This window comes from Bradyrhizobium sp. WBAH42 (genome assembly GCF_024585265.1).
Classification (GTDB): Bacteria; Pseudomonadota; Alphaproteobacteria; order Rhizobiales; family Xanthobacteraceae; genus Bradyrhizobium.
Genome location: NZ_CP036533.1, coordinates 2,031,138 through 2,056,786 on the forward strand (window position 1 = coordinate 2,031,138; position 25,649 = coordinate 2,056,786).

22 protein-coding genes are annotated in these 25,649 nt (G+C 62.5%); 11 read left to right on the forward strand and 11 right to left on the reverse strand.

From position 1 onward, the window contains the following. Positions 1-2: 2 nt before the first annotated feature. From DCG74_RS09515 to DCG74_RS09530, 4 genes are all read left to right on the forward strand, one after another. Positions 3-1,166 carry a glycoside hydrolase family 5 protein gene (locus DCG74_RS09515; protein WP_172786730.1) on the forward strand — a complete coding sequence of 388 codons (1,164 nt, stop codon included), beginning with the start codon at positions 3-5 and terminating at the stop codon, positions 1,164-1,166. A 57-nt stretch (positions 1,167-1,223) separates the two neighbouring features. Further along, positions 1,224-2,783 carry a hypothetical protein gene (locus tag DCG74_RS09520; RefSeq protein ID WP_172786731.1) on the forward strand — a complete coding sequence of 520 codons (1,560 nt, stop codon included), beginning with the start codon at positions 1,224-1,226 and terminating at the stop codon, positions 2,781-2,783. Between the two features lie 113 nt (positions 2,784-2,896). Next, positions 2,897-3,115: a hypothetical protein gene (locus tag DCG74_RS09525; RefSeq protein ID WP_172786732.1), complete on the forward strand. Its 219-nt coding sequence runs from the start codon at positions 2,897-2,899 to the stop codon at positions 3,113-3,115. Between the two features lie 10 nt (positions 3,116-3,125). After that, positions 3,126-3,584 (forward strand): hypothetical protein, encoded by a 459-nt coding sequence (locus DCG74_RS09530; RefSeq protein WP_172786733.1) that lies wholly within the window; start codon positions 3,126-3,128, stop codon positions 3,582-3,584. 96 nt (positions 3,585-3,680) lie between these two features. Here DCG74_RS09530 and DCG74_RS09535 read toward each other — a convergent pair whose 3' ends face one another. After that, positions 3,681-4,109: a hypothetical protein gene (locus DCG74_RS09535; RefSeq protein ID WP_172786734.1), complete on the reverse strand. Its 429-nt coding sequence runs from the start codon at positions 4,107-4,109 to the stop codon at positions 3,681-3,683. Between the two features lie 26 nt (positions 4,110-4,135). Between DCG74_RS09535 and DCG74_RS09540 the strand changes: the two genes are divergently transcribed. Next, positions 4,136-4,513, forward strand: a complete 378-nt coding sequence (locus tag DCG74_RS09540) for a hypothetical protein (RefSeq protein ID WP_172786735.1) — start codon at positions 4,136-4,138, stop codon at positions 4,511-4,513. 37 nt (positions 4,514-4,550) lie between these two features. Here the strand turns inward: DCG74_RS09540 and DCG74_RS09545 are convergent, their stop codons facing one another. After that, positions 4,551-5,054, reverse strand: a complete 504-nt coding sequence (locus DCG74_RS09545; RefSeq protein ID WP_172786736.1) for a hypothetical protein — start codon at positions 5,052-5,054, stop codon at positions 4,551-4,553. 359 nt (positions 5,055-5,413) lie between these two features. Between DCG74_RS09545 and DCG74_RS09550 the strand changes: the two genes are divergently transcribed. Then, positions 5,414-6,667, forward strand: coding sequence for a diguanylate cyclase (locus DCG74_RS09550; protein ID WP_172786737.1), 1,254 nt, complete (start codon positions 5,414-5,416; stop codon positions 6,665-6,667). A 195-nt stretch (positions 6,668-6,862) separates the two neighbouring features. Next, entirely contained in the window at positions 6,863-8,182 is a 1,320-nt protein-coding gene (locus tag DCG74_RS09555) for an aminotransferase class V-fold PLP-dependent enzyme (protein WP_172786738.1), read from the forward strand. Between the two features lie 223 nt (positions 8,183-8,405). Here the strand turns inward: DCG74_RS09555 and DCG74_RS09560 are convergent, their stop codons facing one another. The 4 genes from DCG74_RS09560 to DCG74_RS09575 form a co-directional block, all read right to left on the reverse strand. Next, a complete protein-coding gene (locus DCG74_RS09560) occupies positions 8,406-9,428 on the reverse strand; it encodes an LLM class flavin-dependent oxidoreductase (RefSeq protein ID WP_172786739.1) in 1,023 nt (340 codons plus the stop codon). Positions 9,429-9,538: 110 nt separating this feature from the next. Further along, positions 9,539-10,402 carry a L,D-transpeptidase gene (locus tag DCG74_RS09565; protein ID WP_172786740.1) on the reverse strand — a complete coding sequence of 288 codons (864 nt, stop codon included), beginning with the start codon at positions 10,400-10,402 and terminating at the stop codon, positions 9,539-9,541. A gap of 746 nt (positions 10,403-11,148) precedes the next feature. Next, the gene (locus tag DCG74_RS09570; RefSeq protein ID WP_172786741.1) at positions 11,149-13,110 is read right to left on the reverse strand and encodes a LuxR C-terminal-related transcriptional regulator; all 1,962 of its coding nucleotides are present in this window, start codon (positions 13,108-13,110) and stop codon (positions 11,149-11,151) included. Between the two features lie 251 nt (positions 13,111-13,361). Continuing rightward, a complete protein-coding gene (locus DCG74_RS09575; RefSeq protein ID WP_172786742.1) occupies positions 13,362-13,553 on the reverse strand; it encodes a hypothetical protein in 192 nt (63 codons plus the stop codon). Positions 13,554-13,573: 20 nt separating this feature from the next. On the opposite strand from DCG74_RS09575, the gene DCG74_RS09580 reads away from it, so the two are divergent. Further along, entirely contained in the window at positions 13,574-13,867 is a 294-nt protein-coding gene (locus tag DCG74_RS09580; protein WP_157283331.1) for a DUF718 domain-containing protein, read from the forward strand. A 158-nt stretch (positions 13,868-14,025) separates the two neighbouring features. On the opposite strand, the gene DCG74_RS09585 is transcribed toward DCG74_RS09580, so the two are convergent. After that, positions 14,026-14,628: a PAS domain-containing protein gene (locus DCG74_RS09585; protein WP_172786743.1), complete on the reverse strand. Its 603-nt coding sequence runs from the start codon at positions 14,626-14,628 to the stop codon at positions 14,026-14,028. A 215-nt stretch (positions 14,629-14,843) separates the two neighbouring features. Here DCG74_RS09585 and DCG74_RS09590 point away from each other — a divergent pair, with 215 nt between their 5' ends. After that, positions 14,844-15,083 carry a hypothetical protein gene (locus tag DCG74_RS09590; protein WP_172786744.1) on the forward strand — a complete coding sequence of 80 codons (240 nt, stop codon included), beginning with the start codon at positions 14,844-14,846 and terminating at the stop codon, positions 15,081-15,083. 433 nt (positions 15,084-15,516) lie between these two features. On the opposite strand, the gene DCG74_RS09595 is transcribed toward DCG74_RS09590, so the two are convergent. From DCG74_RS09595 to DCG74_RS09610, 4 genes are all read right to left on the reverse strand, one after another. After that, complete coding sequence (locus tag DCG74_RS09595; protein WP_172786745.1) at positions 15,517-15,738, reverse strand: hypothetical protein; 222 nt, start codon at positions 15,736-15,738, stop codon at positions 15,517-15,519. Between the two features lie 229 nt (positions 15,739-15,967). Continuing rightward, positions 15,968-17,011 carry a transglycosylase gene (locus DCG74_RS09600; protein WP_172786746.1) on the reverse strand — a complete coding sequence of 348 codons (1,044 nt, stop codon included), beginning with the start codon at positions 17,009-17,011 and terminating at the stop codon, positions 15,968-15,970. Positions 17,012-17,306: 295 nt separating this feature from the next. Further along, positions 17,307-19,331: a GAF domain-containing protein gene (locus tag DCG74_RS09605; protein WP_172786747.1), complete on the reverse strand. Its 2,025-nt coding sequence runs from the start codon at positions 19,329-19,331 to the stop codon at positions 17,307-17,309. A 225-nt stretch (positions 19,332-19,556) separates the two neighbouring features. Next, on the reverse strand, positions 19,557-19,943 hold the full coding sequence (locus tag DCG74_RS09610) for a nuclear transport factor 2 family protein (protein WP_036035076.1): 387 nt from the start codon (positions 19,941-19,943) through the stop codon (positions 19,557-19,559). Positions 19,944-20,806: 863 nt separating this feature from the next. Here DCG74_RS09610 and DCG74_RS09615 point away from each other — a divergent pair. Both DCG74_RS09615 and DCG74_RS09620 read left to right on the forward strand, forming a co-directional pair. Beyond that, positions 20,807-21,940 carry a helix-turn-helix transcriptional regulator gene (locus DCG74_RS09615; protein WP_172786748.1) on the forward strand — a complete coding sequence of 378 codons (1,134 nt, stop codon included), beginning with the start codon at positions 20,807-20,809 and terminating at the stop codon, positions 21,938-21,940. A 387-nt stretch (positions 21,941-22,327) separates the two neighbouring features. Beyond that, positions 22,328-25,507, forward strand: coding sequence for an FG-GAP-like repeat-containing protein (locus DCG74_RS09620; protein ID WP_257187560.1), 3,180 nt, complete (start codon positions 22,328-22,330; stop codon positions 25,505-25,507). Positions 25,508-25,649: the final 142 nt, after the last annotated feature.

The following is a 25,649-nucleotide window of genomic DNA, read 5'->3' on the forward strand; positions in this document are numbered from 1 at the left end:
CGATGACAGCCTTGCGCCGCCGTCTGCTGGCTGCGGCGATGCTGGTGTCGATCGCGGCCGGCCGGCCGGTGTTCGCCGAGGATTGCGTGCCCCTGCCGTCGACGGTTTCCCCCGAGCGGCTTGCCGCGCTCTCGCGCGGCTTCAACGCCGACGGCTGGATCAACGCTGCGCCGCCGAGCCGCGCGCTGCTGCAGCAGCTGCGCAAGGCCGGCATGAGCCATGTCCGCCTGCCGGTGCCGGCGGAGCGCGTGATGCCGCGCTTTGCCGCAACGGACGAGCGCGCGGAGACCCTGCGCGTGCTCGACAGCGCGTTGAAGCAGCTGACCTCGCTCGGCTATGCCAGCTCTGTCGATCTTCATCCGGGCGAGCGCTTCAATCGCCTGCACAAGGATGATCCGGATGCGGCGATGGGTGAGATGCAGGAGGCCTGGCGCGCGCTTGCAGAGGTCATTCGATCCCATCCTGCCGATCGAATCTTCGCCGAGCTGCTCAACGAGCCCGATATCGAAGCGGACAGATGGCAGAAGGAGGTCGAGGCGCTCGCCGCCTTCGTTCGCGGGTTGCTGCCTGCCACCACGCTCATCGTCGGTCCGGTCAACTGGCAGCGCGCGGACTCGCTGCCGCGGTTTCGTCCGCTGGCGGACCCTGACGTCGTCTACGCCATCCATTTCTACGATCCGATGGTGTTCAGCCATCAGGGCCACTGGGACGCGCGCGATCCGCTGCACGACATCATGGATCTGCCTTACCCGATCAATGCGGGCGATCCCAAGGTTCAGGCGCTTCGGCAGGATTTGCAGGCGAGGGGCGCGGTCAAGGCGCTCGCCATGCTCGATACCGCGATTGCCGCCGCCAAGGACAAGCCGGGGGCCGATCGCTGGCTCGCGCCCGCGCTCGCATGGCAGCAGCAATTTTCGCGGCCGATCATCGTCAACGAGTTCGGCGTGTTGAAAGCCGGCGCCCCCAGGCAGAGCCGGTTGCGCTGGCTGGCGGAGGTCACCGCCTATGCCCGCGCACATTGCTGGGGCTGGGCGCATTGGGAACTGGCGCAGGGCTTTGGTCTCGTCGATGCCAGAACCGGCAAGCCCGATCCCGACGTGATGCGGGCGCTGCTCGGCGCGCCCGGCCGGCTTGAAAGGTCTCCCGCCGCGCGCGGTGATCGTTAACGGATCCTTACCCCTCGCGCGGCTATCGTGTCCCGGCGCGATGCCAAAGGACCATTGATGAGCGCCGGGTACTCACCGCAACGCCACAGCGTGCAGGCCGCGCCGTCGCCTCCGGCCTGGCGCGAGCTGGCCGTGACCTTCTGCGTCGCCATCGCGACGATCGGCTCTGCGCCGGTTCTGCACCTCGCCAATCCGGCTCTGGCCATCGCCGTCGAGGTCCTGATCGGCATCGCCATCGTCGTTGCGGTCCCGACCTCCGCGCCGGCCGTCGCGATCTTCGTCCTGTTCTTCCAGAACCTGTTCGTCTCCGTGCTGTCGCCGCTGGTCCCGCTGCCGTCCGATCTCGATTTCATCAAGGGCTACAATTTCCTGGTCTGCTCCGTGATGTGGCTGGCGACGTTCGCGCTTTACGTGCTCGGCCGGAGGGGTCAGTCGAGGGAAATCAATCAGATCATGCGCTGGGGCGTCTTCACCCTCGCAGTCGTCTCGCTCTATTTCGCGATTGGGTTCGTCCAGGATGGACAGCCGGCGGCGGTCTATTTGCGCAACATCGTTCTGCCGCTGTTTCTGTTTCAGCTGTCGCTCCTGACCGCGGCAACCTTTGAGGTGCGCATCACGCCGTTCCTGGTCGCGCTCGCGGTCATCCTCATGCTGTGCGGCTATGTCGAGCTCGTCTTGCGCGATGTCTGGCTGGCCGTCACCAACGGCCATACGTTCTGGGGCTTCGACGAGCTCAAGGCGACCCATTCCGGCGTCTGGGAGGCCCAGATGCGGCAGACCGGCAACGTGCCGGTCACGCTCAAGGATCGTTTCAGCTTCGACTTCCTGAACACGCCTTTGCTCGAAGGCTTCGGCCTGTCGAAGATGCTGCGCATCAACGGTCCGAACATGCACCCGATCAGCTTCGCCTACGGGATCGGCTTTCTCGCCCTGTTCCTGTTCTCGGTCGGACGCCCGCTGCTCGCCCTGGCAGCCCTGCCGCTGCTGGTCTTTTGCAGCGTGAAGGGAGCGCTCATCACCGTCGTCTTCGTGGCTGCGGGCTGGATCGGGACTCGCCTCATCGGTGCCGTGGCGACGTTGTTGCTGGGGTTCGCCGGCATGATCGCCTTTGCGATCCTGGCGATTCGCCTCGGGCTGCAGATCGGCGACTATCACGTCATCGGCTTGATGGGCGGTCTCGACGGATTCGTGCAGAGACCTTACGGCCGTGGCCTCGGCATCGGCGGCAATCTGTCGGAGAGCTATTTTTCCATCGACTGGAGCGCTGCGCAGGCCGCCGGCACGATCGACGGCGCGGTCGAAAGCGCGATCGGCGTTCTCTTGTACCAGATGGGAATCGCGGCTTTCGTGCCGCTGGCCTTCTATTTCGCGATGGCCCTCAAGGCCTGGCGCCTGTACGCCTCGTCCGGATATCTGACGCAGGGCCTTGCCGGTTTCGGCGTCCTGGTCGTTGTACTCAACGGATTGTTTCAGGAAGAGGCCCTGTTCGCGCCGCTCGCGCTGGGCCTGATGCTCTCGCTCGTCGGCCTCGTCATCGGCAGCCATGTGAGGGTGCAGACAGTTGCAAACGAGGATGCCGAGCCCGCTCGGCTCACCGGCTACCAGCCCGTCACGTAGGCCGCCGGCGCGCCAACGGTTCTGCTCGCCCCGTGCTGGGACCGCGCGTTATCCAGGAACTTCCATTTTTTCCCGGCGTTGAACAGGACCCGCACAAGCGGCCGAAGCACGCGATGAAGAATTTTTCCAACGCCGAATTTTCTCCCGAGGTGATCGAGATCATGACGACCGCGCTGGAAGCTGCCGTTGCGACCCTGCCGGACCCCGTGCATTCCTCGCACGTCAACGCGCTCGCCGAATCCATCCTGCGCACCGCCAGCGCAGGCGAGCGGAACGTTGCCGACCTGCAAAGGATCGCCCTGATGGAGCTGCAGCTGGCGCCGCGCATGTGACGAGGCGAACATGAAGACACTGATTGCCGCAATCATCGCGCTTTGTGCGACATCATCATTTGCCTCGGCAAACGGCTGGAGGGCGTACCGCATCCCGGAATCCGCAACCTCGGTCGACATTCCCACCTCGATCTTTACCGAGCCGGCCGGGAAGCCCGACGGATATGGGCAGCAGTTTCGCAGCCACGACGGCAGTGCGGACCTCACCGTTCAGGCCGTCGAGAACCAGCAAGGCCTGTCGCCGGCCGAATTCCTGGCGCGGAAGAATCCGCCGACAGGGATCATTTACAAGCGGATCACGTCGAACTTCTTCGTGGTCTCGAGCATCAAGCGCGACAAGATTTGGTACGACCGGTGCAATTTCTCGCGGGGCTATGTGCACTGCGTGCTGATCAATTATCCAGCCGCCCAGAAGCAGCGATGGGATGCCGTCGTGACCCGCATCAGCCGCAGCCTGCGTGCTGGTTGAGCCGGCTCACAAGACGGAAAAGTCACAAGACGAAAAAGAGCTGCCCGGGCACGCCGGGCAGCAGGTCGTGAGGAATAGAGCCGCGCGTATTTGCGTCTAGCGCGCGGTCGTCGATGTGGTCGACATGGTCGGCTTCGAACCCGGCGTATGCGACATCGTCTTGGTGGTCGAGCCGACTTGCTCGCCGGCCTTGACCTTGGTGCGGGTGTGCGAGCGGCTGAACGTGCCGCCTTCATGAGCCTGGGCGCGGGCGTTGGAGTTGAGCACCGGGCCGTTGCCCTTGTTCATGCTGACGCCGGTCTGCGTCTTGCCGCTGGCGGCAGCCGCGCTTCCGCCGGCGGCGATCGAGGAGCCGGTGCGGCCCGTCGCCGAGGTGGACGTGCCGCCGGTGCCGACGGTGGAGGCGGAGGTGCCGCCCGCTGCGGCCGAGCCGCCGCTGCCGCCGGTGATGCTGGTCTGCGCCAGCACTGGTGAAGTGGCGGCAAGCAGAAGCGCGACCGCCGAGGTCGTAACGAGTGTTCTCATGTTTCAATCCTCTGTTCGATGGCAACTTGTCTCAAGGCGACGAGGTCGAGATCGTGCAGCCGTTGACGGTGATGGTGCTGGCGCTGGTGGAGCCAGGTCCTCCCGCCGTCGACGAGGAGCTCGAGACGTGGCCGCCGCCCGCTTGCACGTGGACCGACGATCCGCCGGCCGAGCTCGAGCTCGACAGTGAACCGCTCGATGCGGTCGAGCCCGTCGTGCCCGAGCTCGATGCGCCGGCGGCGGTGATGCTGCCGTCTGCGTGCTTCTCCACTTTGACCTTGCAGGTCTCGCCAGAGCTCGTCTTTCCGGTCTTTTCCATGGTCTCTGCCGATGCAGCGCTCGCCGTCAGGGCGAGCACCGTGATCGCAACGATTGCCTTGTTCATTGCGGCTCCTCCTCCATAGACGAAAGGGAGCGGCGCGTGCCGCTCCCCGGGTCGGACTAGTTCTTGTCCTTCTTCCATTCGTCCTTGTTGTGGCCCTTGCCCTTCTCGAGGCCCGTGTCGCTGGCGTGGCTGCCGGACTTGCCGTCGCTCATGCCGGGCGATTTCGATGCGCCGGACTGGCCAACGGTGGAGCCGCTGCCCGCCGCAGAACCGCCGGTGCCGACGCTGGACGAGCTCTTGCCGCCGCCGGCCGATGAGCCACCGGTGCCGAGCGTCGAGGCCGAGCCGCTGCCCGAGCCACTGCCGGCCGCCGAACCACCGGTGCCAACGGTCGAAGAGCTGGTGCCGCCGCCCGCGGACGAGCCGCCGGTGCCGAGCGTCGAAGCAGAGCCCGACCCGCTGCCGCCAGCCGAAGAGCCACCGGTGCCCACCGTCGAAGAGCTGGTGCCGCCGCCGGCCGATGAGCCGCCGGTGCCGACCGTCGAGCTCGATTGCGCAACAGCGAGCGCCGTGCCGGCCAGCAGCGCGGCCGCAGCCGCAGAGAGCTTCAGGATCCTCATGTCCATTTTCCTCCAGGGTTTCCAAAATCAAATCGCCAATCAGGCACGGGATAAATTGGCAATCGCGCAAACGTTCCTTGTGCCAGACACGTTGACGTGTTGGTGTGGCCTTGAGTCAGTTCCGCGACGCGCAAAGCCATCGCGTTCATTCATCCGCCGTTCATCTGCCTGGAGAGGACGTCGTCGTCTGTCTGTTCGCCGCGAGCGTCAGACTCAATGGATTGCGGAATGCTCGGCGCGTCCGCCTCCCTGGCCTGCGCGAAGACCTGATTTCCTCGGCCGTTACGACCACGTTTACCAATCATCGCAAGCAAATCGTAGCGGCGGCTTGGTATAGCCACCGGTGACAGGTGAGAATCATGCCGCTGCTCCATGTCCCCACGATCTACGTGCTGCTGCTGGCAGTCATGGTGCTGCTCGGCGCGCTGACGCTTTTCGCGTGGCTGCAAAATCGCGCAGTTCGCGCTCTTGCCTGGTGGGGCGGCGCCGTGCTGGTCATGGCAGCCGCGCTCGGCCTGCTCTGCCTGCGCGGCGTGATCCCGGACGTCTGTTCGCTCGATCTCGCCTACGCCGTCCTGTTCACGGCCTGCGCTCTGATGCTGGAGGGGGCGCGCTGCTTCGAGGGGCGGCGGACGAGCCCGCTTCTCCTGCTCGCGGGCGCGGCGATGTGGATTGTGACCTGTCAGATCCCGGCAATGTACGAGTCCGCGACGGCGCGTGTCATCATCGTTTCGGTCGCCCTCGGCTTTTATTCGCTCGGCTGCGCCTACGTGCTGTGGACCGGCCGCGCCGAGCCGCTGCTGTCGCGCTGGCCGCTGATCGTGCTGACCGCGCTCGGCGGCGGCCTGTTTCTCGTGCGTATTCCGCTCCACGTGGCGCATCCGCTCGCCGCGGTGCCGGTCACGCGCTTCGAGGCGCTGCAATCGTTCTGGTTCGCGATCGTGAGCACGTTCACCGTGCTCTTCTTCATCGCCATCAACTATCTGTTTCTTGCGCTCACCAAGGAGCGGAGCGAGCTCGCGCACAAGCGCGCCTCGATGACGGACGCGCTGACCGGTCTCGCCAACCGCCGCGCCTTCCTGGAATCCGGCGAGCAGAGCCTGAAGTCACCTGCAAACGGGACGATCGCGTTCCTGCTGTTCGATCTCGACCTGTTCAAAGCGATCAACGACACCCATGGGCATGCGACGGGCGACCGGGTGCTGCGCTTGTTCGCACAGACGCTGTCCGCCAATCTGCCGCGAGGCGGCGTTGCGGGCCGGCTCGGCGGCGAGGAGTTCGCCGCGATCGTCAGCGGACCCGACCGGCAGGCGGCGATCGCGGTCGCCGAGCGCGTCCGCGAGAGCTTCGCGGCGATCGCGCGCGTCGTGGACGATGTCGTGATCGCAGCCACGGTCAGCGTCGGCCTCGCACATGCGGACAGCGCGCCCGGCGGCATCGAGGCGCTGTGCGAGCGCGCCGACAAGGCGCTCTACACGGCGAAGTCGCTCGGCCGCAATCGGGTCGAGAGCGCGGTGGACGAGCTCGTTCCGCTCGTGCCCGTCGTTTCTGCAGACCGTCTGATCCGGTCCACGGAGCATGCGCGAGCGGCAACAAAGCGGACGGCAGCCTGATCCTGCAATCTCCTTTGCGCGATCATCGCATTGTCATGCTCCGGTCATCTTAGCTGCATCGTCCGTTGCTCTTTTCCCGGCGCGCCAGGGCTCCGTTCCGATGACATCGGGACCGAGCTCCGGATTGTTGTTGATGCGTTTTCTTGACGCGAGCCCGACGCCGCTTCGCCCGAAGACGCTCTGGGGAGAGCTGACATGCAACTGATCAAGACGATTTCGGCGGACCGCCGCGCGATGCTCAAGGGCCTTGCGGCCGCGGCAATGGCGCCGCTTGCGGCGCCGGCCTTTGCCGCCGCGAGCCTTCCGCCGCAGCCGACCGGCTCGGCGGCCGCGATCGCCACCGACAAGTCCTATTGGGCGGCCGTGAAGGGGCTCTATGCCGTCACGCCTGAAATTGTCAATTTCGAGAACGGCTATTGGGGCATCATGGCCGAGCCCGTCAGGCGCGAGTTCATCCGCCAGTCCGACATGGTCAATTATCAGAACACCTATTACGCGCGGCTGCGTGCGGGCACGGATTTCGAGTCGGTGCGCACCAAGGTGGCGGAGGCGGTCGGCGCGCTCCCGGAGGAGATCGCGCTCACACGCGGCGCGACCGAAGCGCTTCAGCTCCTCATCGGCGGCTACAACAGGTTGAAGCCGGGCGACGGCGTGCTCTATGCCGACCTCGACTATGATTCGATGCAATACGCGATGAACGCGCTGAAGGCGCGCCGCGGCGTCGACGTGGTCAAGTTCGACGTGCCGGAGCCCGCCACCCGCCAGGCGGTGCTCGACGCCTATGCCCGCGCCATCGAGGCGAACCCGAGGACGCGGCTTCTGCTCCTGACCCATGTCAGCCATCGTACCGGCTTCGTCATGCCGGTCGCCGAGATCGCCCGCATGGCCAGGGCCAAGGGCATCGACACCATCGTCGATGCCGCCCATTCCTGGGGGCAGCTCGATGTCCGGGTGAGCGAGCTCGAGACCGATTTCGTCGGCTTCAATCTGCACAAATGGATCGGCGCGCCGCTCGGCGTCGGCTTCCTCTACATCAGGAAGGACCGCCTTTCGGCCATCGATCGCGACATGGGTGACGAGGATTTTCCGGAAAGCGACATCCGCTCGCGGGTGCATACCGGCACGGTCAATTTCGCCACGGTGCTGACCGTGCCGACGGCGCTGGCGCTGCATCAAGAGATCGGCCCGGCGGCCAAGCAGGCGCGCCTGCGCCACTTGCGCGATTATTGGGTGAGCCGCGTCCGCGGCTTCAAGGACATCGAGATCCTGACGCCGGATGAAGCCGGCTCATATGGCGCGATCACGTCCTTCCGCCTCGCCGGCAAGACCGGCAAGGCCGACAACGAGGCCATCGTTGCGAAGCTTCGGGACAGCTACAAGATCATGACGGTGCGCCGCGCCGGCGTCGCCAAAGGCCAGTGCATCCGTGTGACGCCGGCGCTCTTCACCGACGAGGCCGATCTCGACCGCCTCGTCGAGGCACTGGCCGTCATCACGGGGACGAAGACGGGGTAAGGCGGGCGGACGATTGGCAATCTCTCTCGGCCATCCTTCGAGACGCCCGCTGATGCGGGCTCCTCAGGATGAGGACTGAGTACGTGGCAACAGTTTCAATGGACGCCGATGCTGCTTAGCCTCATCCTGAGGAGGCCGCTGAAAGCGGTCGTCTCGAAGGACGAGGCGCGCGCTCAGGCCGCTCAACGATGTTATGTGCGACTGCCTGGCTCGCCGACCGCAGTCACCGCCATCCCAGGGCCGGCGCGACATGCTTCAGGATCGCCTCGATCGCATGCGCGCAATAGTCCACGCCGAGCTGGTTCGGGATCGTCAGCAGCAGCGTATCGGCTTCGGTGATCGCCTCGTCCTGCCGCAGCTGTTCGATCAGCATGTCCGGCTCGGCCGCATAACTGCGGCCGAAGATCGCGCGGGTGTGCGGGTCGATGAAGCCGATCTGGTCCTCGCTGCCGCGCTCGCCGCCGAAATAGGCGCGGTCGCGATCGTCGATCAGCGCGAAGATGCTGCGGCTGACGGAGACGCGGGGCTCGCGGTTGTGGCCGGCTTCCTTCCACGCCGCGCGGTAGGCTCGGATCTGCGCCGCCTGCTGCACGTGAAAGGCCTCGCCGGTCTCGTCGTTCTTCAGCGTCGAGCTCTGCAGGTTCATGCCGAGCTTCGCCGCCCACATTGCGGTCGCGTTCGAGCCGGCGCCCCACCAGATCCGCTCGCGCAAGCCCTGCGCATGCGGCTCCAGGCGCAGCAGCCCCGGCGGATTGGGAAACATCGGCTGCGGGTTGGGCTCGGCAAAACCTTCGCCGCGCAGGAGGTCGAGGAAGACCTCGGCATGGCGCCGCCCCATGTCGGCATCGCTCTGGCCCTCGGCCGGCCGATAGCCGAAATAGCGCCAGCCGTCGATCACCTGCTCGGGCGAGCCGCGGCTGATGCCGAGCTGCAGCCGCCCGCCGGCGATGAGATCGGCGCTGCCGGCGTCCTCCACCATGTAGAGCGGGTTCTCGTAGCGCATGTCGATCACGGCCGTGCCGATCTCGATTTGGCTCGTCCGGGCGCCGACCGCCGCAAGCAGCGGAAACGGCGAGGCCAGCTGCCGCGCGAAATGGTGGACGCGGAAATAGGCGCCGTCGGCCCCGAGCTGTTCGGCCGCGACCGCCAGCTCGATCGATTGCAGCAGCGTATCCGCCGCCGAGCGCGTCCGGGATTGCGGCGAGGGCGTCCAGTGCCCGAAGGAGAGGAATCCGATTTTTTTCATGGCTTCACCCTAGCGCATGTAGCGCCGGACTGGTGCCCTGCGTGTTGACGAAGCCGTGACTCCTCAAGCGCAGGCCACCCAGCTCCGGTCAAGAGCGCGGCGATCGCGAACTACTGCACCTCGGCGATCTTCGGTCCAGGTGACGGCATCTGCGCGTTGGTTGCCGACGGCCGGTTCGACGGCGAGGCCGGGTCCGGCGATCGGGACGCGGCGTCGGGCGGCGCTCCTTGCGATGGTCGACGGGCCGCATTCGTCGGAAGCACGATCACCTTCGCGCCGACTTTCACCCGCTCGTAGAGGTCGACGACGTCCTCGTTGGTCAGCCGGATACAGCCGGACGACACCCGCTTGCCGATCGTATCGGGCTTGTTGGTGCCGTGAATTCGATATTCGGTCTCGCCGAGATACATCGCCCGGGCACCGAGCGGATTGCCGGGCCCGCCCGCCATGAACCGCGGCAGATAAGGCTGACGCGAGACCATCTCCGCAGGCGGGCGCCAATCCGGCCATTCTGCCTTGCGCGCCACGGTCTGCTCGCCGGACCACGCGAAACCTTCGCGGCCCACACCGATGCCATAGCGCATCGCCTGCGTGTCGTTCAGGACGAGATAAAGGAACGTGTTCTTGGTATCGATGATCACCGTGCCCGGCATCTGGTGGCTGGAATAGTCGACCACCTGCCGGACCAAGGCGCCGGGAACGTCGGCGTCGGCCTTGGGCGGCTCGACCAGCGGCGCCGGAGCCGGAATCGCAGCCGGCGCGGGCGCTGCTGCAGGAGCCGGAGGTGCCACGTAGACCGGACTTGACGATGCCATCGCCTGCGGCGCCGACGGCTTCCGCACCGGTTGCACGCTCGCCGGGGGAGCCAGCAGGCCGTACCCCAACGCGGCGACGGCCACGGCGCCAATTCCAACGCGCGCGGCCATCGGCAGTGCGATCGTCTCGACCTTCCGGCGTTTGGCCCGCTTGCTCATGTCTCTTCCCAGGTCACCATGCCCCAGGAGAGGTACCCGGCAAGATTTAAGAAACTTCGAAGCACCCGTTGACGATGGTTAACGCCATCATCGGGAATTAGCACAACTCCAAGCCGATGTAGCGGCCGGAGAAGTTGAAGAAGGCGCGTGCCGCGATGGCGCCCGCGCTCGGACCGGAGCGATTTCGGTCGTGGTGGTACGCTCCGCCGCAAGCACGCGGGCGCGAAGACTTTCCAATTCGGACAACAGAGACGTGAGCTGTTCCACACGCTCATGCAGCAGCACAGCGGCGTCAGCCGCTAGGTCACGATCTTCATGCATGTCGTGTAACCCCCAAACCAAGCTTTCGAACGGGCTTGGATCATGGCCCGGCGGTGGACCAATCGGGAAAATGATGCAATCGCGACTGAAATCCGCCGACGTTGTTCCAGCATCAACATATGTGAATCGTATGTTGTTTTAGCCCAAAGTTTGCTTCGGATTGCATCAGGCGCGTGCACGGAAATGCAGCCGAGGTCCGGGTCAAGCGCCGTCCCTCGGCGAGGCACAGTACGCACGTCGGGTGGGTTGAGCCCTTACGAAACCCATCAAGCCTCGCGACAGGCGGAGGAATTGACAGGTTTCGCTGGCGCTCTACCCATCCTCCGGGCTCGCGCTCCGCGCGCGGGGCCGGAATTTCGTGAATGGAACTTCGAGGCTTCTGTTGAATGTCCGCACCGATGCCGGTGCGCGAGGCGTCGAACCAGCTACACAAAGAAATCATGCGTCGGATGGTGCTCGACGCCTGGTGTGTGATCGACTGCGCTTTGCTCCGCGCGCGACGGGCCAATCAGGTCTGCATCCGGGATCAGCGCCAGATCAGCATATCCGCCTCGGTGCGGACCATGTTCGGCCGTGTCGGCGCCGTAGCCATTCGCACGATGATCCGAATCCTTGGCCCATGGCATATCGTTCTTGAAATGGAAGGAATCTCCGGCCCTGGGCGATGCAGCCGCTTGTGCCGGACCGGCGTCATGCTCCGCTTGATCGTTGCCGCGAGCCTTTTGGCTCGGCTCGGCATGCAGCTTCGTGGAAGCGTCTGAATGGGTCTGTTGCGAGTCACGTTGCGACTGGCCGGGATTGGCGTGGCTTCCCGGTCCATCATTCTTGACATGCTGCTCGGCAGCTGCGGAACCGTCCTTCGAAGCGTGACGCAGTTGCCCAGGATTGGAGTCGTGTCCGGTTGGATCCTGCTTGTCGGCTGCTGCGCCGTTCTCTGAAGCGTGCAGGTCACTCTGCGATTGCCTGTGACTTGGATCGTGACCCGGTGGCTCGTGCTCGGCATGCGGCTTGCCTGCTGCTGCGCCGTCTTCCGAAACGTGCAGCTCGCGTTGCGATTGTTCATGATCGCGTGAGTCTGCTGCGGCCGCCTGCTCGACGCCGCCATGATCACTCAGTGCGTCGACGGCACCGGATCCGATGTGAGGGTTATCGCTGCCGCGGAAGCTGTCCTCGCGAGCGGCCGCATCGATGGTCTGGGCCTCGTCGCCTCTGGCCATGACATCGCCGCGCGCGGCCTCGAAGGCGAATGATCCATGGTGTAGGTCGGGATCGAACCAGGGCAGGTTGTCGAAGCCGTTGAGCTCTGGACTGCCGCGATCATTGAGGGCGACCAACTCGCTGCGGGCGTTTGCGTCAGCCCACGCAAAGACATCGCTCGGGCTGTCCCAAACGGTGGACGCCTGGGCGTGACGGCTGAGGAGCTCGTAGATCGAGAGGCCGACCGCCGTCATCATGAACGCGCCGGCGCTGCTCAAGCCCGGCCTTGAAGGGTTGAGTGTCGGCACTGTGATCGTGCTGCCAGCAATATCGGCTCGGGATTCGATGAGCTTGCTCGCCCGCATCGGCATGTCAGCCGACGAATGCTCCAACCGGAGGACTTTGCCGACGGCTTTGGCCGTTTTCTCCGAAGCAGCAGGCGTTTTTTGGGGGCTGATCTTGATGGTCACGACCGCGCCGGTGCCGTCGGCGGTCATGATCGTGACGTTATCGGCATCCGCATGGTCGACTGCGGTCGCGTTTGCGGATTGAATGTCGTCGAGCACGGCCCAAATCAGAGCTGCAAGCACGCCGACGCCGCCGTAAAGGCGCGACAGGGCGAACCTTGCGAGTTCCGTCCGGTTCTTTATGCCAAGCTGCGCAGATATCTCTTCGATACGCGCCTCAACTCTGGCTGGAGCGACCTTGATCTGGCGCGCAATCTGCTTGTTCGACATGCCGCTGGCGGCCAGGCGGATGATCTTGTGCTCCTGGTCCGTCAGTGCTTCGCCCAAGGCGCCATGACCGGTTCTGCGGGCTGCGGCCGGCGCCACCAGCCTCAACGACTGCAACAGGTTCTCCGGCTCTTCGCGCATCGGTATAGCAGCGCAGGCACCGGCAGCGATGGCCGCCGCGAGATCGCCACGGGCGATCGATGCGGTGTAGAAGACCAGCCGTGTGGCAAGGCTTTCGGCATTGACGGCGGCGAGCATTCCAGACGCCGTCACGTCGGAAAATCCGTCCTCGACGAGCGCGACATCCGGCGTCAACGTCCGGACGGCTTCGAGGCAATCGGCTCCATTGGTGCAGGATGCAACGATCTCGAAGTCACGCTCCGTCGCAAATAGCGACTCAAAACCCTGCAAGACGATCGGACGGCGATCTGCGATCACGAGTCGGATACGACGCATCTTGTCTAGCTCGCCTGGCTTCCCGCCTTGATTGGCTCAGCAAGGCGACCGGGTCTTGGCGGCGTCACCTTCAAGAGCAGCGCAGCAACGCGGAGCACGTCGCTTGGTTCCGCAAGGTGTGAAGCCCAGGGATGCTGGCACCGGAAGCAGCGGAAGGGGCTCGTCCATCCTGCTACTTCCAATGCTGCCATCTTGCCCCTGTTCTGCCCGACGGTGCAACGGTTTCGTAAAATGAGCAGGACGCGCAGCAATCATTCGATCAGATCGTGCTTCGCGCGAGCGGCCAGGGCCGCGGCGGGAAGCCATCCCATCTCGTCGCGCACTAAGCCGTTGATTTTGCTGCATCCGGCTCCTGTGCAGAGGGTGTTTTCGACTTTTTGTAACGGGGGTGCAAAAGTATCTGTCCGAACCCGATCTGGTCCGGCGCTCGCATTTTCATCCATTCATTTTTCGGAGACGCATCATGCAGGTTTACAATGTGGTCAAGTTCAAGGTGAAGCCCGGCGAGGAAGGCGCCTTCCTCGATGCGCACCGGGACGGCAAGGCCAAATGGCCGGGGCTGGAGCACGGCGTCATCATCAGGACCGGTGATCAGACCTTCTGCCTCATCGGCACGTGGTCCAGCCAGGATGCGCTGGTGGCGGCACGCTCCGCGATGATCAAGACCCTCGACAGCTTCAGGTCCGTGCTCGAGGACCAGGGCAATGGACGCGGTGTGACGGACGCGGTGTCGGGCGAGGTCGTGCTCGCGCTGTAGCCGGCGAGCAGCCCCGCGACGTCATCACCCGCAAACCCTTGGTCGTGAACCGCTGCGTCTTGCCGCCGGGGCGAATCGGACGCCTGGTGCCAGCGGCCTTGCCGGTGCCGGGCGCTGGTGCGCAGGGACCAACTGGTGGGACTGCGAGCCGGGGGGTTTTAGCTTCTGGCTTTCATGCCTGCGCGGCATGCCAGAATGCTCTCGTGAGTCTGCCTCACCAGTTCTCGCGCTTCCCAAATCGCCTCGTCGGCCCGTTGCAAGACATCCTCTGACGAGCGGGATGACGAAGGCAGCGGCAATTTCTTTCTGCGCAAGACGGAAGCGGTCGCGTCGGCAACATGATGAACCAGCGCGACTGTTGATCCCTTGTCATCGAGGACCGACCAATTCTTCGGGTACCAATAACGTACCTGCCATGGTCGTCCATCGGGTTGGATGTCATAGCGCTGCAGAGGCATAACGTGTCCCCGCCCTGTGTGCAGCACGGTCTCGAACGACGCGCTCAGATTGCGAACGCCATCCGCCCCCGCACAAAGTGGGTTGTCCGGAAACGCCTCGAACATGTCCAGACCTGCCAGCGTCTCCCGCGAGCGCGAGACCTCGCGAAGGTAGCTCTCGTTGGCGTCGACTATTCTCAAGTCCGGCGCAAGGACCAATATCGGAAGAGGCGAATGCTCGAACAGCCGCCGCCACACGTTCTGTGCTTCGGCCATCACAGCAGCGGGCGACCGGAAGTTCGGTTGGCGAGTGGCGATCGTCATGTCTCGACCCGTTATTCAGCGCGTCTTGCCGCTTGGCTCGGTGCCGGCAACCTTGTTTGTATCGAAAATAGGCGTTCGCAAGCCCTTTTGGAACATGGAACCGATTGCGACGCTTCTCCCGGCCTGGCGCGGGCGACCTCTCTTCTAGGGGGAAATGGTCGCTTCGGGAACTTCGGCCGTTCGATTTCACTTTCCTAACAGATTGGGAGAATGGCATGTCCTTGGACCGCAACGCCGAGGTTCAGCATCTTGCAGAGGCTGATCGTCACGTCGCCGTCGCAGAACGGTCCATCGGACATCAGCTGATCGAGATAGAGCGGCTACGCGAAGGTGGTCACAACACGGAGTTGGCGGAGCAAATGCTGGAAACTTTCCGCCGTACTCTCCAAGAGATGCAGGAGTACAGGAAGCACATCATCAGGACCATTGAGGGTATCGACGCTGGAGAGCTCTAGGTTCTGCAGGTAATCCCAGGAATACGCGCCGGGAACCTATCCGGAGCCAAGCGGCGTTTCAGGTGTTCCCGAGCCAGTGTAATGAGGTTCGACCGCTCGGATCGCGACGCTTGCAACTTTCCACTTGCCTGCCAGCGAAGGAGGCCACCAATTGAGGCGGCCTGCCTTGCTTCCTGGACAGCTCGTCCGCAATCCTGCGCTGGTGGATACAATGAAGCTGCTCGTCTAGCTTCCTTGCCTTTTCCATCGCTGCGTACAGCTCATCGACGAGCCGTTCGCTCGCTGCAATCGCCGTGTCCGCCCGCTGAAGAAGTTCGTCCTGCATCGGACTATAACGACGCACGACCTGGGCTTGTTCTGCAGAACAGTCCGCGCGAAAGCCAAGAAACGAAACTTAGGGCCGTGCCAAAGTTCTGCGGCGGTCAGCCCGCGACTATCGCCGCGCGGCGTGAAGGAAACGGTCAGCGGGCGCGCCGACGCCATCGATTTGATGACGCTCCCGTTCACGCAATTCATCGACGAGACGTTCGAGGTAGGACGGCAGTGGCGAGGCTTCGTGAAGTAAATGCTGTTGCAACCTGTCGCCCACCTCGTCGCAGATCGACCGGGCCGTCTTACGGTCGATGTGGTCCGATATTCGATTGGCTGGTTCCATATCGAGACCTTTCGATTAGGCCCCACGATTAACTTAAGTTAGTGGAATGAAAAATGTTTCGCGTAATGTCCGAAGCAGCCGATGGTTCCATCAAACGGAACAGTTGGCATCGCCGAGGCGGCGCAGCCTCATAGGCACTCAAAGCGACCCGCCTTCGCGATGTGCGCGGCAGACTTGTTGCCACCGTCAGCGCGGGGTCTGCAACCCGTCAAGTTAGTGAAGCTTCAAATTATTGGGGTGCCGCCGCCGCAGCAGTCGCCACGTATTTCGTGTAGAATTCGGCGACCCGGCCGCGCCACATGCCGACGAACGCCTCTGACGTCACGTTGTCGACCGATTTCCAGGTGCGCTTGAAGGCCGGGAGTGCATTGCCCCAGATCGCGCGTTTGCACCACCTCTCACCCTTCTCCTTGCCTTCGCTGCTGGCGCACATGGATTTCCAGGCGAGGCGAGCGGGCTTGCTGATGTGCTCGGCGGCGCCTTCCCAGCCCTGCTGATGGATCAGGTAGAGATCACTCATGTCCGGCTTGCGGCGCGTGATCCACTCGAACTGGATGCCCTCGGTAATGATCTTGTAGGCGGCTGCGACGGCGTTATCCCGCGGACTGCGAATCTGCCCGAAGCCGAACTTGCCGAACTCATAATGGCTCAGCTGAAACAGCCCGATATACGACCCGGTGCGTTGATTGGGGTTGAAACCGGATTCGATCTTGGCAACCGCCATCATGAAATTGAAATCGAGACCAAGCGCGTCGGCAGCGCGCTTGATCTCCTCAGTCGGCGTTCCGACCGGAATGTCCTTGAACGCACGCAAGACGATCTCCGCCGGTTTCTCGGCGGGCGGCAGTTCGGACCAGACGTAGTAGACCAGATAACGGAAATCTGGCGTCGACGCCGCTTTCGGAGCATCGTTGGACGCTTCGCGTTCCGGCGGCAGCGGTTGGACGACATCCTGTCCCAACGACGCCAATTTCGGTGCGACGGGTTCGTCGACGATCTCGGCTTCGGTGCGTGGCGGCCCGGAATCTGCTGACGTCACCGCGCCCAGCTCTGCGCTTTCTGCCCGAAGCGCTGCCGCAAGTCTGGCGGATGCCTCAGCGTACACCGCAGGCGTCACCATGTTCGCGGGAGCCGCCATGCGCGCAGCCGGTATGCTCGCTGCCGCTTCCGGCACGACATCCGGCAAAGTCGCGGCCGGTCTGTTACCGGCGGCCAGATAGAGTCCCGCGGATGCGACAACAGCCACGATGCAGCTGGTCTGCCAGACCTTCATTGCCCGAAGTCCAATGATGGCTTCCGTATGAAGGCTGTTGGCATGGTCCTGCGGCCTGTGGGTGAGTACTCTTGGTAGAATCTTAAGGTTTAAATGTGGTGAACGAGGGCAGGCTTTCGCCTCGCAACTCGATCTGTCCCCCTTTGGGTCACCAGCGGCCGCTGGGGGGAGAGGCTCGTGGGGTCGGCTAGGGGTCAAGCGTGTCGTTTCGGGCGGGCCTCAAGCATTTCCAGTCTGGCTTCAAGTGCGGACGTTCCGGCCGAGACCGCGGTCGTCGCCTTCGGGCCAAAAGAGGTCATCGCGGCAGCGCGATGATGAGCTCGGTAAACACACCCAGCTCGCTCTGGACATCGATGGTTCCGCCGTGTTGTTTGACAATGATGTCATGGGTCATCGACAGACCGAGCCCCGTGCCTTCGCCAGCTGGCTTGGTAGTAAAGAAGGGATTGAACATTTTTTTCTTCACCTCGATCGGAATCCCGGTGCCGTTGTCGCGGATGCGAATTTCGACCTTATCGTCAAGGTTGTTCGTGGTCGCACTCAGCACAGGCTCAAAGGTCTCGTCTCCCGCCTCGGACTTGCGCCTGGTCGCGGCATAGAAGCCGTTGGAGATCACGTTGAGCAGCGCGCGCGTGATCTCCTGCGGATATACCTCGATTTCGCCTGCGTCGGGATCGAGGTTCTGCGTGAGCGTGATGTTGAAGTCGGACTTCTCTGCGCGCGCGCCATGGTAGGCGAGATTGAGACTCTCCTGGACCAGGGCATTGATGTCGACGAGGCGGCGCTCGCCCGGTCCCTCGCGTGAGTGCAGCAGCATGTTCTTGACGATGGAATCGGCCCGCTTGCCGTGCTGCACGACCTTTTCGAGGTTGCTCTTCAAAAGCGCCGTCAGCTCGTCGACTTCGGTGCGGATCTTGTCGACGAGTTCGGCGGGCTTGAGGGCCTCGTTCAACTCCTCGGTCAACGCCGCTGAAAGGGCTGCGAAATTATTGACGAAGTTGAGCGGGTTCTTGATCTCGTGCGCAATGCCCGCGGTGAGCTGGCCGAGCGAGGCAAGCTTTTCGGTCTGCACCAGGCGGTCCTGTGCGGTGCGGAGGTCGTCGAGGGATTGCGAGAGATCGTCGGTTCGCTGCCGCAGCTCCTTGAGCAGTCGTGTGTTTTCGATGGCGATCACCGCTTGTGCCGCAAAATGTTCCAGCAACTCGACCTGCTTGTCGCTGAACTCTTGCACTTCCTTGCGGTAGACAGCAAAGCCACCGACAAGCTCGCTCTCCTTCAGCATCGGCACAATCAGAACGGTGCGGGCTGCGGCGACCTTGTAGATCAGATCGTCGGGATGCTCTGTGGCGATATCGGCAATGTGAACCAGCGCCTTGGTCTCGACGAGGCGCCCCAGCGAAGGCGCCCCATTAAACGGCGCGATGAAGTGTGGCGGCGTTTCCTGGTCGGGCGCGTACAATTGCGGCACGTTTTGCGCGGCCATTCGCGCCACCCGCCGCAACCTGTCGCCTTCGTATAGGAGCAGCGTCCCAAAACTGGCACGGCAGATGCGCACGGCATTTTCCAGCATGGCCTCGAACACCGGCCCAAGTCCGCCAGGCGAACTGGATATGACTTGTAGCACTTCCGACGTCGCGGTTTGCCGCTCCAGCGCTTCCCTCGTTTCATTGGACAATCGCGCGTTCTCGATCGCAATCACCGCCTGGTCGGCGAAGGTCTGTAGCAATTGCACGTGATGGTCGGCGAATGAACCGGTCTCGACTCGCGTCACGGTGATCAAGCCGATAGGCACCCCATTGCTCATCAGCGGCGTGAACAACATGCTGCGAAAGCCGCGCAATCGCGCCAAATCCCTGGCCAGTATGTTTGGCGAGGATTCGGTATCGACAATCTGCATTGGTTTGGCATTACGCAGCAACTCGAAGGGCGCCGAAGACGTTGTGAGATGCCGCGGGAACGAAGCTCGCAATGCTTCGTCAGCGACCGGATTTGTCGGCGTGAACGCCTCTAGGTGTTGCATGCCGTCGATATATCGAAACACTGCCGTAGAGAAACCGCCAATAAGCCTGTTGGCGCTGATCGCAATCGCCTCGAATACCGGTTGTACATCGTCGGGCGAACTTGCGATGACCTTCAATATTTGGGCCGTCGCCGCCTGCTGCTCGCGGGCCTCCTTCAGGTCTTTGCTCAGACCGGCGACCGAACGACGATTCGCTCGGCTGGCCGCTGGCGCAATGCGGCGCTTGCTCTTGGTGATCTTGCTGCCCTTGCGGGTCTTCGCCTGGCTCGTCTTGCTGCCCGTTCTTGATGGCCGCGCCATATCCGTCCCCAAAGGGTCAAGAAGGGTATCTTATCGGTCCAAACCATCATTCAGGAAGGGCCGGGATAGCCTGAATCGCATGTCACCGGGCCGGGCTGATGTCCGAGAAGGGTCATGAGCGCCGTTTTGACCAGCGGTCGAGCGCTTCCGGTTTACCTCCGACTCCGGACAACTCGCGGCTACGCCCTAATGGAAGCGATGGGCCACATTCGGACATGTGCGTCGTCAGGCTGACGAAGGTCCTTCAACAATCTTCCAATACGAGTCCTTTCGGATCACCTCGTCCGCGCGAAAAGTATAAAAGTCACATCCTCGGACCTCGATCTTTTTTCCTTCGCCTGTCGTGCCCGTCAGCGTCCATTTTGAAATGCCCGTGTTTGCCATCGTATCCACAAAATGCTCGGCGTCGCCGTAGTGAACATCCGGTAAGCCTTCAAAGCGCGTGGCGAGCCCGTCTCGTACGTTGCGTTTGCCCTCGAAGCGGGAGCCCCAAGGCTTGCTTCCCCTCGGCATCTCCAAGACACAATCGTCGGCAAAGAACTCCATGATGGAATCCAAGTCGTGCGCGTTGAACGCTTCACACAGCGCCGTCAATTTCGATCGAATGTCCATCCTTCCCTCCATCGAGTTCTCGGAAGGGATACAATAACACAAGGGCACACAGGTGAGTTGAAGGGCCGATTAGACGTCTGGTCGATGTCGCCTTCGGGTCGAAAGCGCCGTTTTACCAGCGGTCGGGCGCATCCGGTTTATCCCCGACTTCGGACAACTCGCCGCTACTTGGAAGCGGTGGGCCAGGAGGAGACATCCTGTGAGAAGTGGGTGGCGCCAAGGCATTCAGCGGAAGCGCTCGCAGATGCCCTGAAAGGAACTGGAGGGCAGGTGTCGGGACGGTTGAGCAGCGCGCCGTTTTTCAGCCGGTGCTGTTTGCAGCCTTGTGATCATCTCGATCTCGCAGTTGATCGCAGGATCGTACACGCTCGAAGCCATGCATCGGTCTTCCGTTCATGGTCGCTGGCATATGGATCGGCTCTAGGCTGTACGGAACAATCAACGATGAGATGTTCCGAAAGACTGTATTGGCATTGGGGGAATCCATTAGCATCGCATTAGCCCGCCTCCTACTTCTCGCCATGTCAGCCAAGAGCGCGCTGGAAGCCTGCCAGCCCTACAAGATGCTGCCGGCGGAGAATTATGAGGAATGGAAGGTGCTCGACCTGTCGTTCCCCCCGCGGGAGCGGGTCGTAGAGCTGCTGTCCGCGCTAGCTTTCGGGAGAAAAAGCGGGAGTTGTTCTCCCTGCCTGCCGTGCGTCAAATAACGTCCATTGATGTTGAGTAGGGCTTCGCGCACAAAGGACGTCTGCCCGAGAAAGGTCACCGTTTCTCACAGTATTAATGCGGGGTTGTTGTTCCGCGGATAGTTTGATGCAGTTTTGAACAGGCTAGCAGCCAACACGACCGGACGCGAGGCAGGCATGCGTACCTCGTGGGACCTAACCGCAATACATGCAGCGATCACCCAGGCGGCGCTCGACCCGTCCTGCTGGACGCCGGCAATGGATAAAATTGCGGCGGCTGCCGGCGCTGTCGGCGCGGCGCTGATTCCGATCAAAACAAGCGACAGGCCCCTCGGCCTTACCTTCACGGCCGGCGTCGCGGAATTGATGGACCGGTACATCAAGGAAGGCTGGTACGAGCACGACGAGCGGAGTCGAGGCATTCCCAAACTGCTCTGCACCGGGATCATGGTGGATCAGGATCATACCTCGCCGGAGGAAATGCGTCGCTCACCATTCTACAACGACCTTCTCGGCAGATGTGGTTTTCGATGGTTCGCCGGCGTGGCGTTAGATGCGGGTGAGGACAATTGGTGTCTTGCAATTCAGCGCAGTCCCAAACAGGGGCCGTTTAGCCCAGCTGAGCAACGACGGCTTGTCGCTCTTCGCGCCCCCTTGACCAGCGCCGCCACTGTAGCACGCGAACTGGGGTTCGTGCGGGCGCTCGCGATCTCCGACGCTTTCGACATGATGGAAACGGCCGCGTTGCTGATCAACCAATACGGACGCGTCGTCAGGACGAACAAGGTGGCCGACAGCAAACTCGGCGATCACCTGCGTATCGTCGACGGGCACCTGATCACAGATGATCGGAATGCCGCGAGCGCGCTCAAGCGGCTGATCGAGCGCGCGCTGGAAAACGCCGACGCGGGCGCGACCATCATGCCGCCCGTTGCCATTGCGCGGCCCGGCCGCCGGCCGATGGCGGTCTACGCGGTGCCAACGAGCGGCGGCGTGGTCCGCGACGTGTTGGCCGTCGTGCGTGCAATTGTGGTTATCCGAGATCTGGAAGAATGCTCCATGCCGCCCGAAGCGCATCTAAGGAACTTGTTCGGCCTGACTTCTGCCGAAGCCAAACTTGCGACGCGCGTGGCATCGGGCGAACACCTCGAGCACGTTGCCGATGAAATCGGTGTTGCCTACCAAACGGCGCGCAATCAGATGCAGGCGATCTTCGCGAAAACGGACACGCACCGGCAGGCGGAAATCGTGGCGCTGTTCGCGCGCTTACACTGCGCTGGCCCTCACGCCATGGACGGCGGAGAGGCTTAGCTTCAAAGGACTGCGCACAGAATTTTTCCCGCTTTGATTTGCTTCAAACGGAGGCGTTGCGCAGAACGTGTGGGCTGCTGAGGAAATTTTGCAACGCATAGTACATTTGCATCATGACTGCGGGAGAGAGCACAGCTACCAACGCAGGCAATATTGCCACCTGCTGCCCGTAAATCGGCGACGTGCCGAACTCACCGTTTCTTGTAAGCGGCAGCGCTAGTGCCATCGGCAGGCCCTTTCACTTCCGCCTTACCGGCGGCTCCATATTCGTTCCGGTCGCAGACCTCAATGGGGCGACAAATTGGATCTTGGACGCGCGGCATTGATCGCTTCGCGCAGTCTCACACGGAGAAGGCGAGACCCACAGCTTTATTAGCTGAAACCGCGGTGCTGGCCTTCATCGAATGCGCAATGCCCTGCATTGCCAAACCAAAGGAGGCGAAGATGCCAACCGAATTCCAGCAGGCGACCTACGCGACCGGATCTGGACCCTATTCGGTTGCAAGTGGAGACTTGAATGGGGACGGCAACCTGGACATCGTCACCGCAAATGCCAACAATAACACCCTGTCGGTGCTGCTCAACAATGGCAGCGGCAGCTTCCTGACACAGACGACGTATGGAACGGGACCTGGACCTATCTCCGTTGCGATCGGCGACCTGAATGGTGACAGCAAGCTGGACCTTGCTGTTGCGAATGGTAATTCGTTTAGCTCGGACAGTATCCTGCTCGGCAATGGCGACGGTACCTTCCAACCCCAGACAAGTGTCGAGGTCGGGGAATCTCACCAGGTGGTCATTGGCGACTTGAACGGGGACGGGAATCTGGATCTCGTCAACGCCAACAGCAACTCCGGTACGGTTTCGATATCGCTCGGCAACGGCAACGGGACATTTCAATTCCGGACCACTGAAGCGGTAGCGTCTGCTCCCGGGCCTATTTCGGTTGCGATCGGCGACGTGAATGGTGACGGCAAGCTGGACCTCGCCACCGCAGACTACAGTGTGAATACGGCGTCGGTGCTACTCGGCAACGGCGACGGCACTTTCCAAGCGGCGGCCAGCTATGCGGCGGGAAGCCAGCCTGGTCTAGTACAAGTCGCCGACCTGAATGGGGACGGTCGACAGGATATCGTGGTCGCAAGTCAAACCTCCAATGACCTCTCGGTGCTGCTCGGCAATGGCGACGGCACCTTTCTGCCGCAGACCAACTATGATGTCGGAGCCGGTCAAGGTTTCGTTCAGGTCGGCGATGTGAGTGGGGACGGCAAGCCGGATATCGTCGCGGTCGCAAATGGAGTGGCGGTGCTGCCCGGCAATGGTGACGGCACCTTCCAGCCGGTGACCACCTTTGCGGCGGGCTCTGGAACTTCCTCCGATGTGCTCGGCGATGTGAACGGCGACGGCAAGCTTGACATCATCGCTTCAAATTTCGGCGACAATACCGTATCTGTGCTGCTGAACACGACCAACAACGATCCGCCCGTCGTGACGGTGACCGCCACCACCAGCACCGCGACCGAAGGTAATGACGTGGTGTTCACGTTCCATCGCACCGGGAGTCTCAGCAGCTCGATGCAGTTGGACTTCGGCTACAATGGTTCGGCCACCAACGAGGTCGATTTTACGTGGGCCGGCAACAATGGTCTTCCGCCCCGATTTGAGGCCGGCTCGGACACCTACGAGCACCGCCTCACGACTTTCAGCGACGGGATGACCGAGGGATCCGAGTCCCTCGGGGTCTATCTTGTCAGCAACTACGGCTACACGGTTGGTGATCCCGGTACCGCAACAGCAACCCTCTACGACGAGGACACGACGGCGGATGAACCACCAACAGCGTCTGTGACGATCAACGACGGCGACGGCTTCATCAACGCTGGCGAGAGGTCGGCAGTTGGTTTCACGATTGTGGGCGTTGATCCTGATGCGGTTGCGATGGTGAGGTTCTCGGATGGCAATCCTCTCCACGATGTTGTTCGTGGACCTGGCGGCGATGGCTCTAGCGCGGTTGATCTGTCCGGGCTGACTGACGGCCCAATCATGGCGTCGATCTCTGTGACCGACACGGCTGGTAATACGGCTGCTGGCACCGGCGACACCTCCACGAAGGACACGACGGCGGATGCATCGCCAACAGCGTCTGTGACGATCAACGACGGCGACGGCTTCATCAACGCTGGCGAGAGGTCGGCAGTTGGTTTCACGATTGTGGGCGTTGATCCTGATGCGGTTGCGATGGTGAGGTTCTCGGATGGCAATCCTCTTCACGATGTTGTTCGTGGACCTGGCGGCGATGGCTCTAGCGCGGTTGATCTGTCCGGGCTGACTGACGGCCCAATCACGGCGTCGATCTCTGTGACCGACACGGCTGGCAATACGGCTGCTGGCACCGGCGACACCTCCACGAAGGACACGACGGCCCCGGGAACGCCGACTCTGGCCCTGACGAACGATTCCGGCAGCTTGAACAGCGACAAGGTCACCAGGGATCCTTCCATCACCTATACGGCCTCGGCCGCGGGCGACACGCTGTTGTACAAGGCCGACGGTGCGACGAGCTTCTCGACAATCGCGCCGGTGTTTTTGACCAACGGCACGGCCGATGGTCCACACACCGTCTTTGTCCAAGAGCAGGACAGTGCGGGCAACGTCAGTGCGGCTGCGAGCCTGACGTTCAGGCTTGACACCATCGCGCCGGTTGCGCCTTCGCTCAAGCTGCACACGGACAGCGGCAGCTCGAGCACCGACAAGATCACCAACTCGGGCCTCGTCGACGTAACTGGCCTCGAGACAGGAGCGAATTGGCAATACAGCACCGACAACGGCGCGCACTGGCTCAACGGCACCGGCACGAGCCTGACGCTCACGGGTGATGACCTCAAGAGCGTGATCGTCCACCAAACCGACGTGGCGGGTAACACGTCGAGCAATTCAACGGCGTTCGCCTTCACGCTCGACACGGCCCCGCCCGTGACCGCCATCGGCGATATATTGGTCACGACTTCAAAGGGAACAAACGCGACAATCAGCGGCACGTCGGAAGCAGGGAGCACGATAACGCTCTTTAAGGACGGCACTTCCGTAAGTAGTACCACCCCCATCAAAGTGGACGGCAACGGACATTGGAATTTCACGATTTCAAAATTGTCGGATGTGGTTCATACGTTTTTGGCACGCGCAGTGGACGTGGCGGGTAATCAGGGCGGATTGAGCTCAGTCGCAGTGCTCGGCAGCTCGAGCGGCGACAAGATCACGGGCGCGGGTGCTGCTGATCTCATCGAGGGCCTCGGCGGCGCAGATCAGCTCACGGGAGGAGCTGGAACGGCGGACACGTTCGTTTTTCACGCCGGCTTCGGAAAGGATACGATCACCAGCTTCGATCTCACGAAGGACGTTTTGGCATTCGATCATAACTTGTTTGCGAATGTCGACGCGATTCTGAAAGCAACCGCGGACGTAAAGGGCAATGCCGTGATCACTTACGATAGTGCCGATACGATAACTCTTGTCGGTATCACGAAGTCTGATCTAGTGAACCACGCGAGCGACTTTTACATCCTTTGATGTCGGCTTCGTGCGCGTTGAGCAAGCAGGATGCGCTCTACCGCTGTTTGACCCCGGCACAAAGGCGTGTCGGGGCCATTCAGGATCCACAGGCCGCGGATGCACGCCGCCACTATATTGTCCGCCGGCCCGAGTGCTCTTG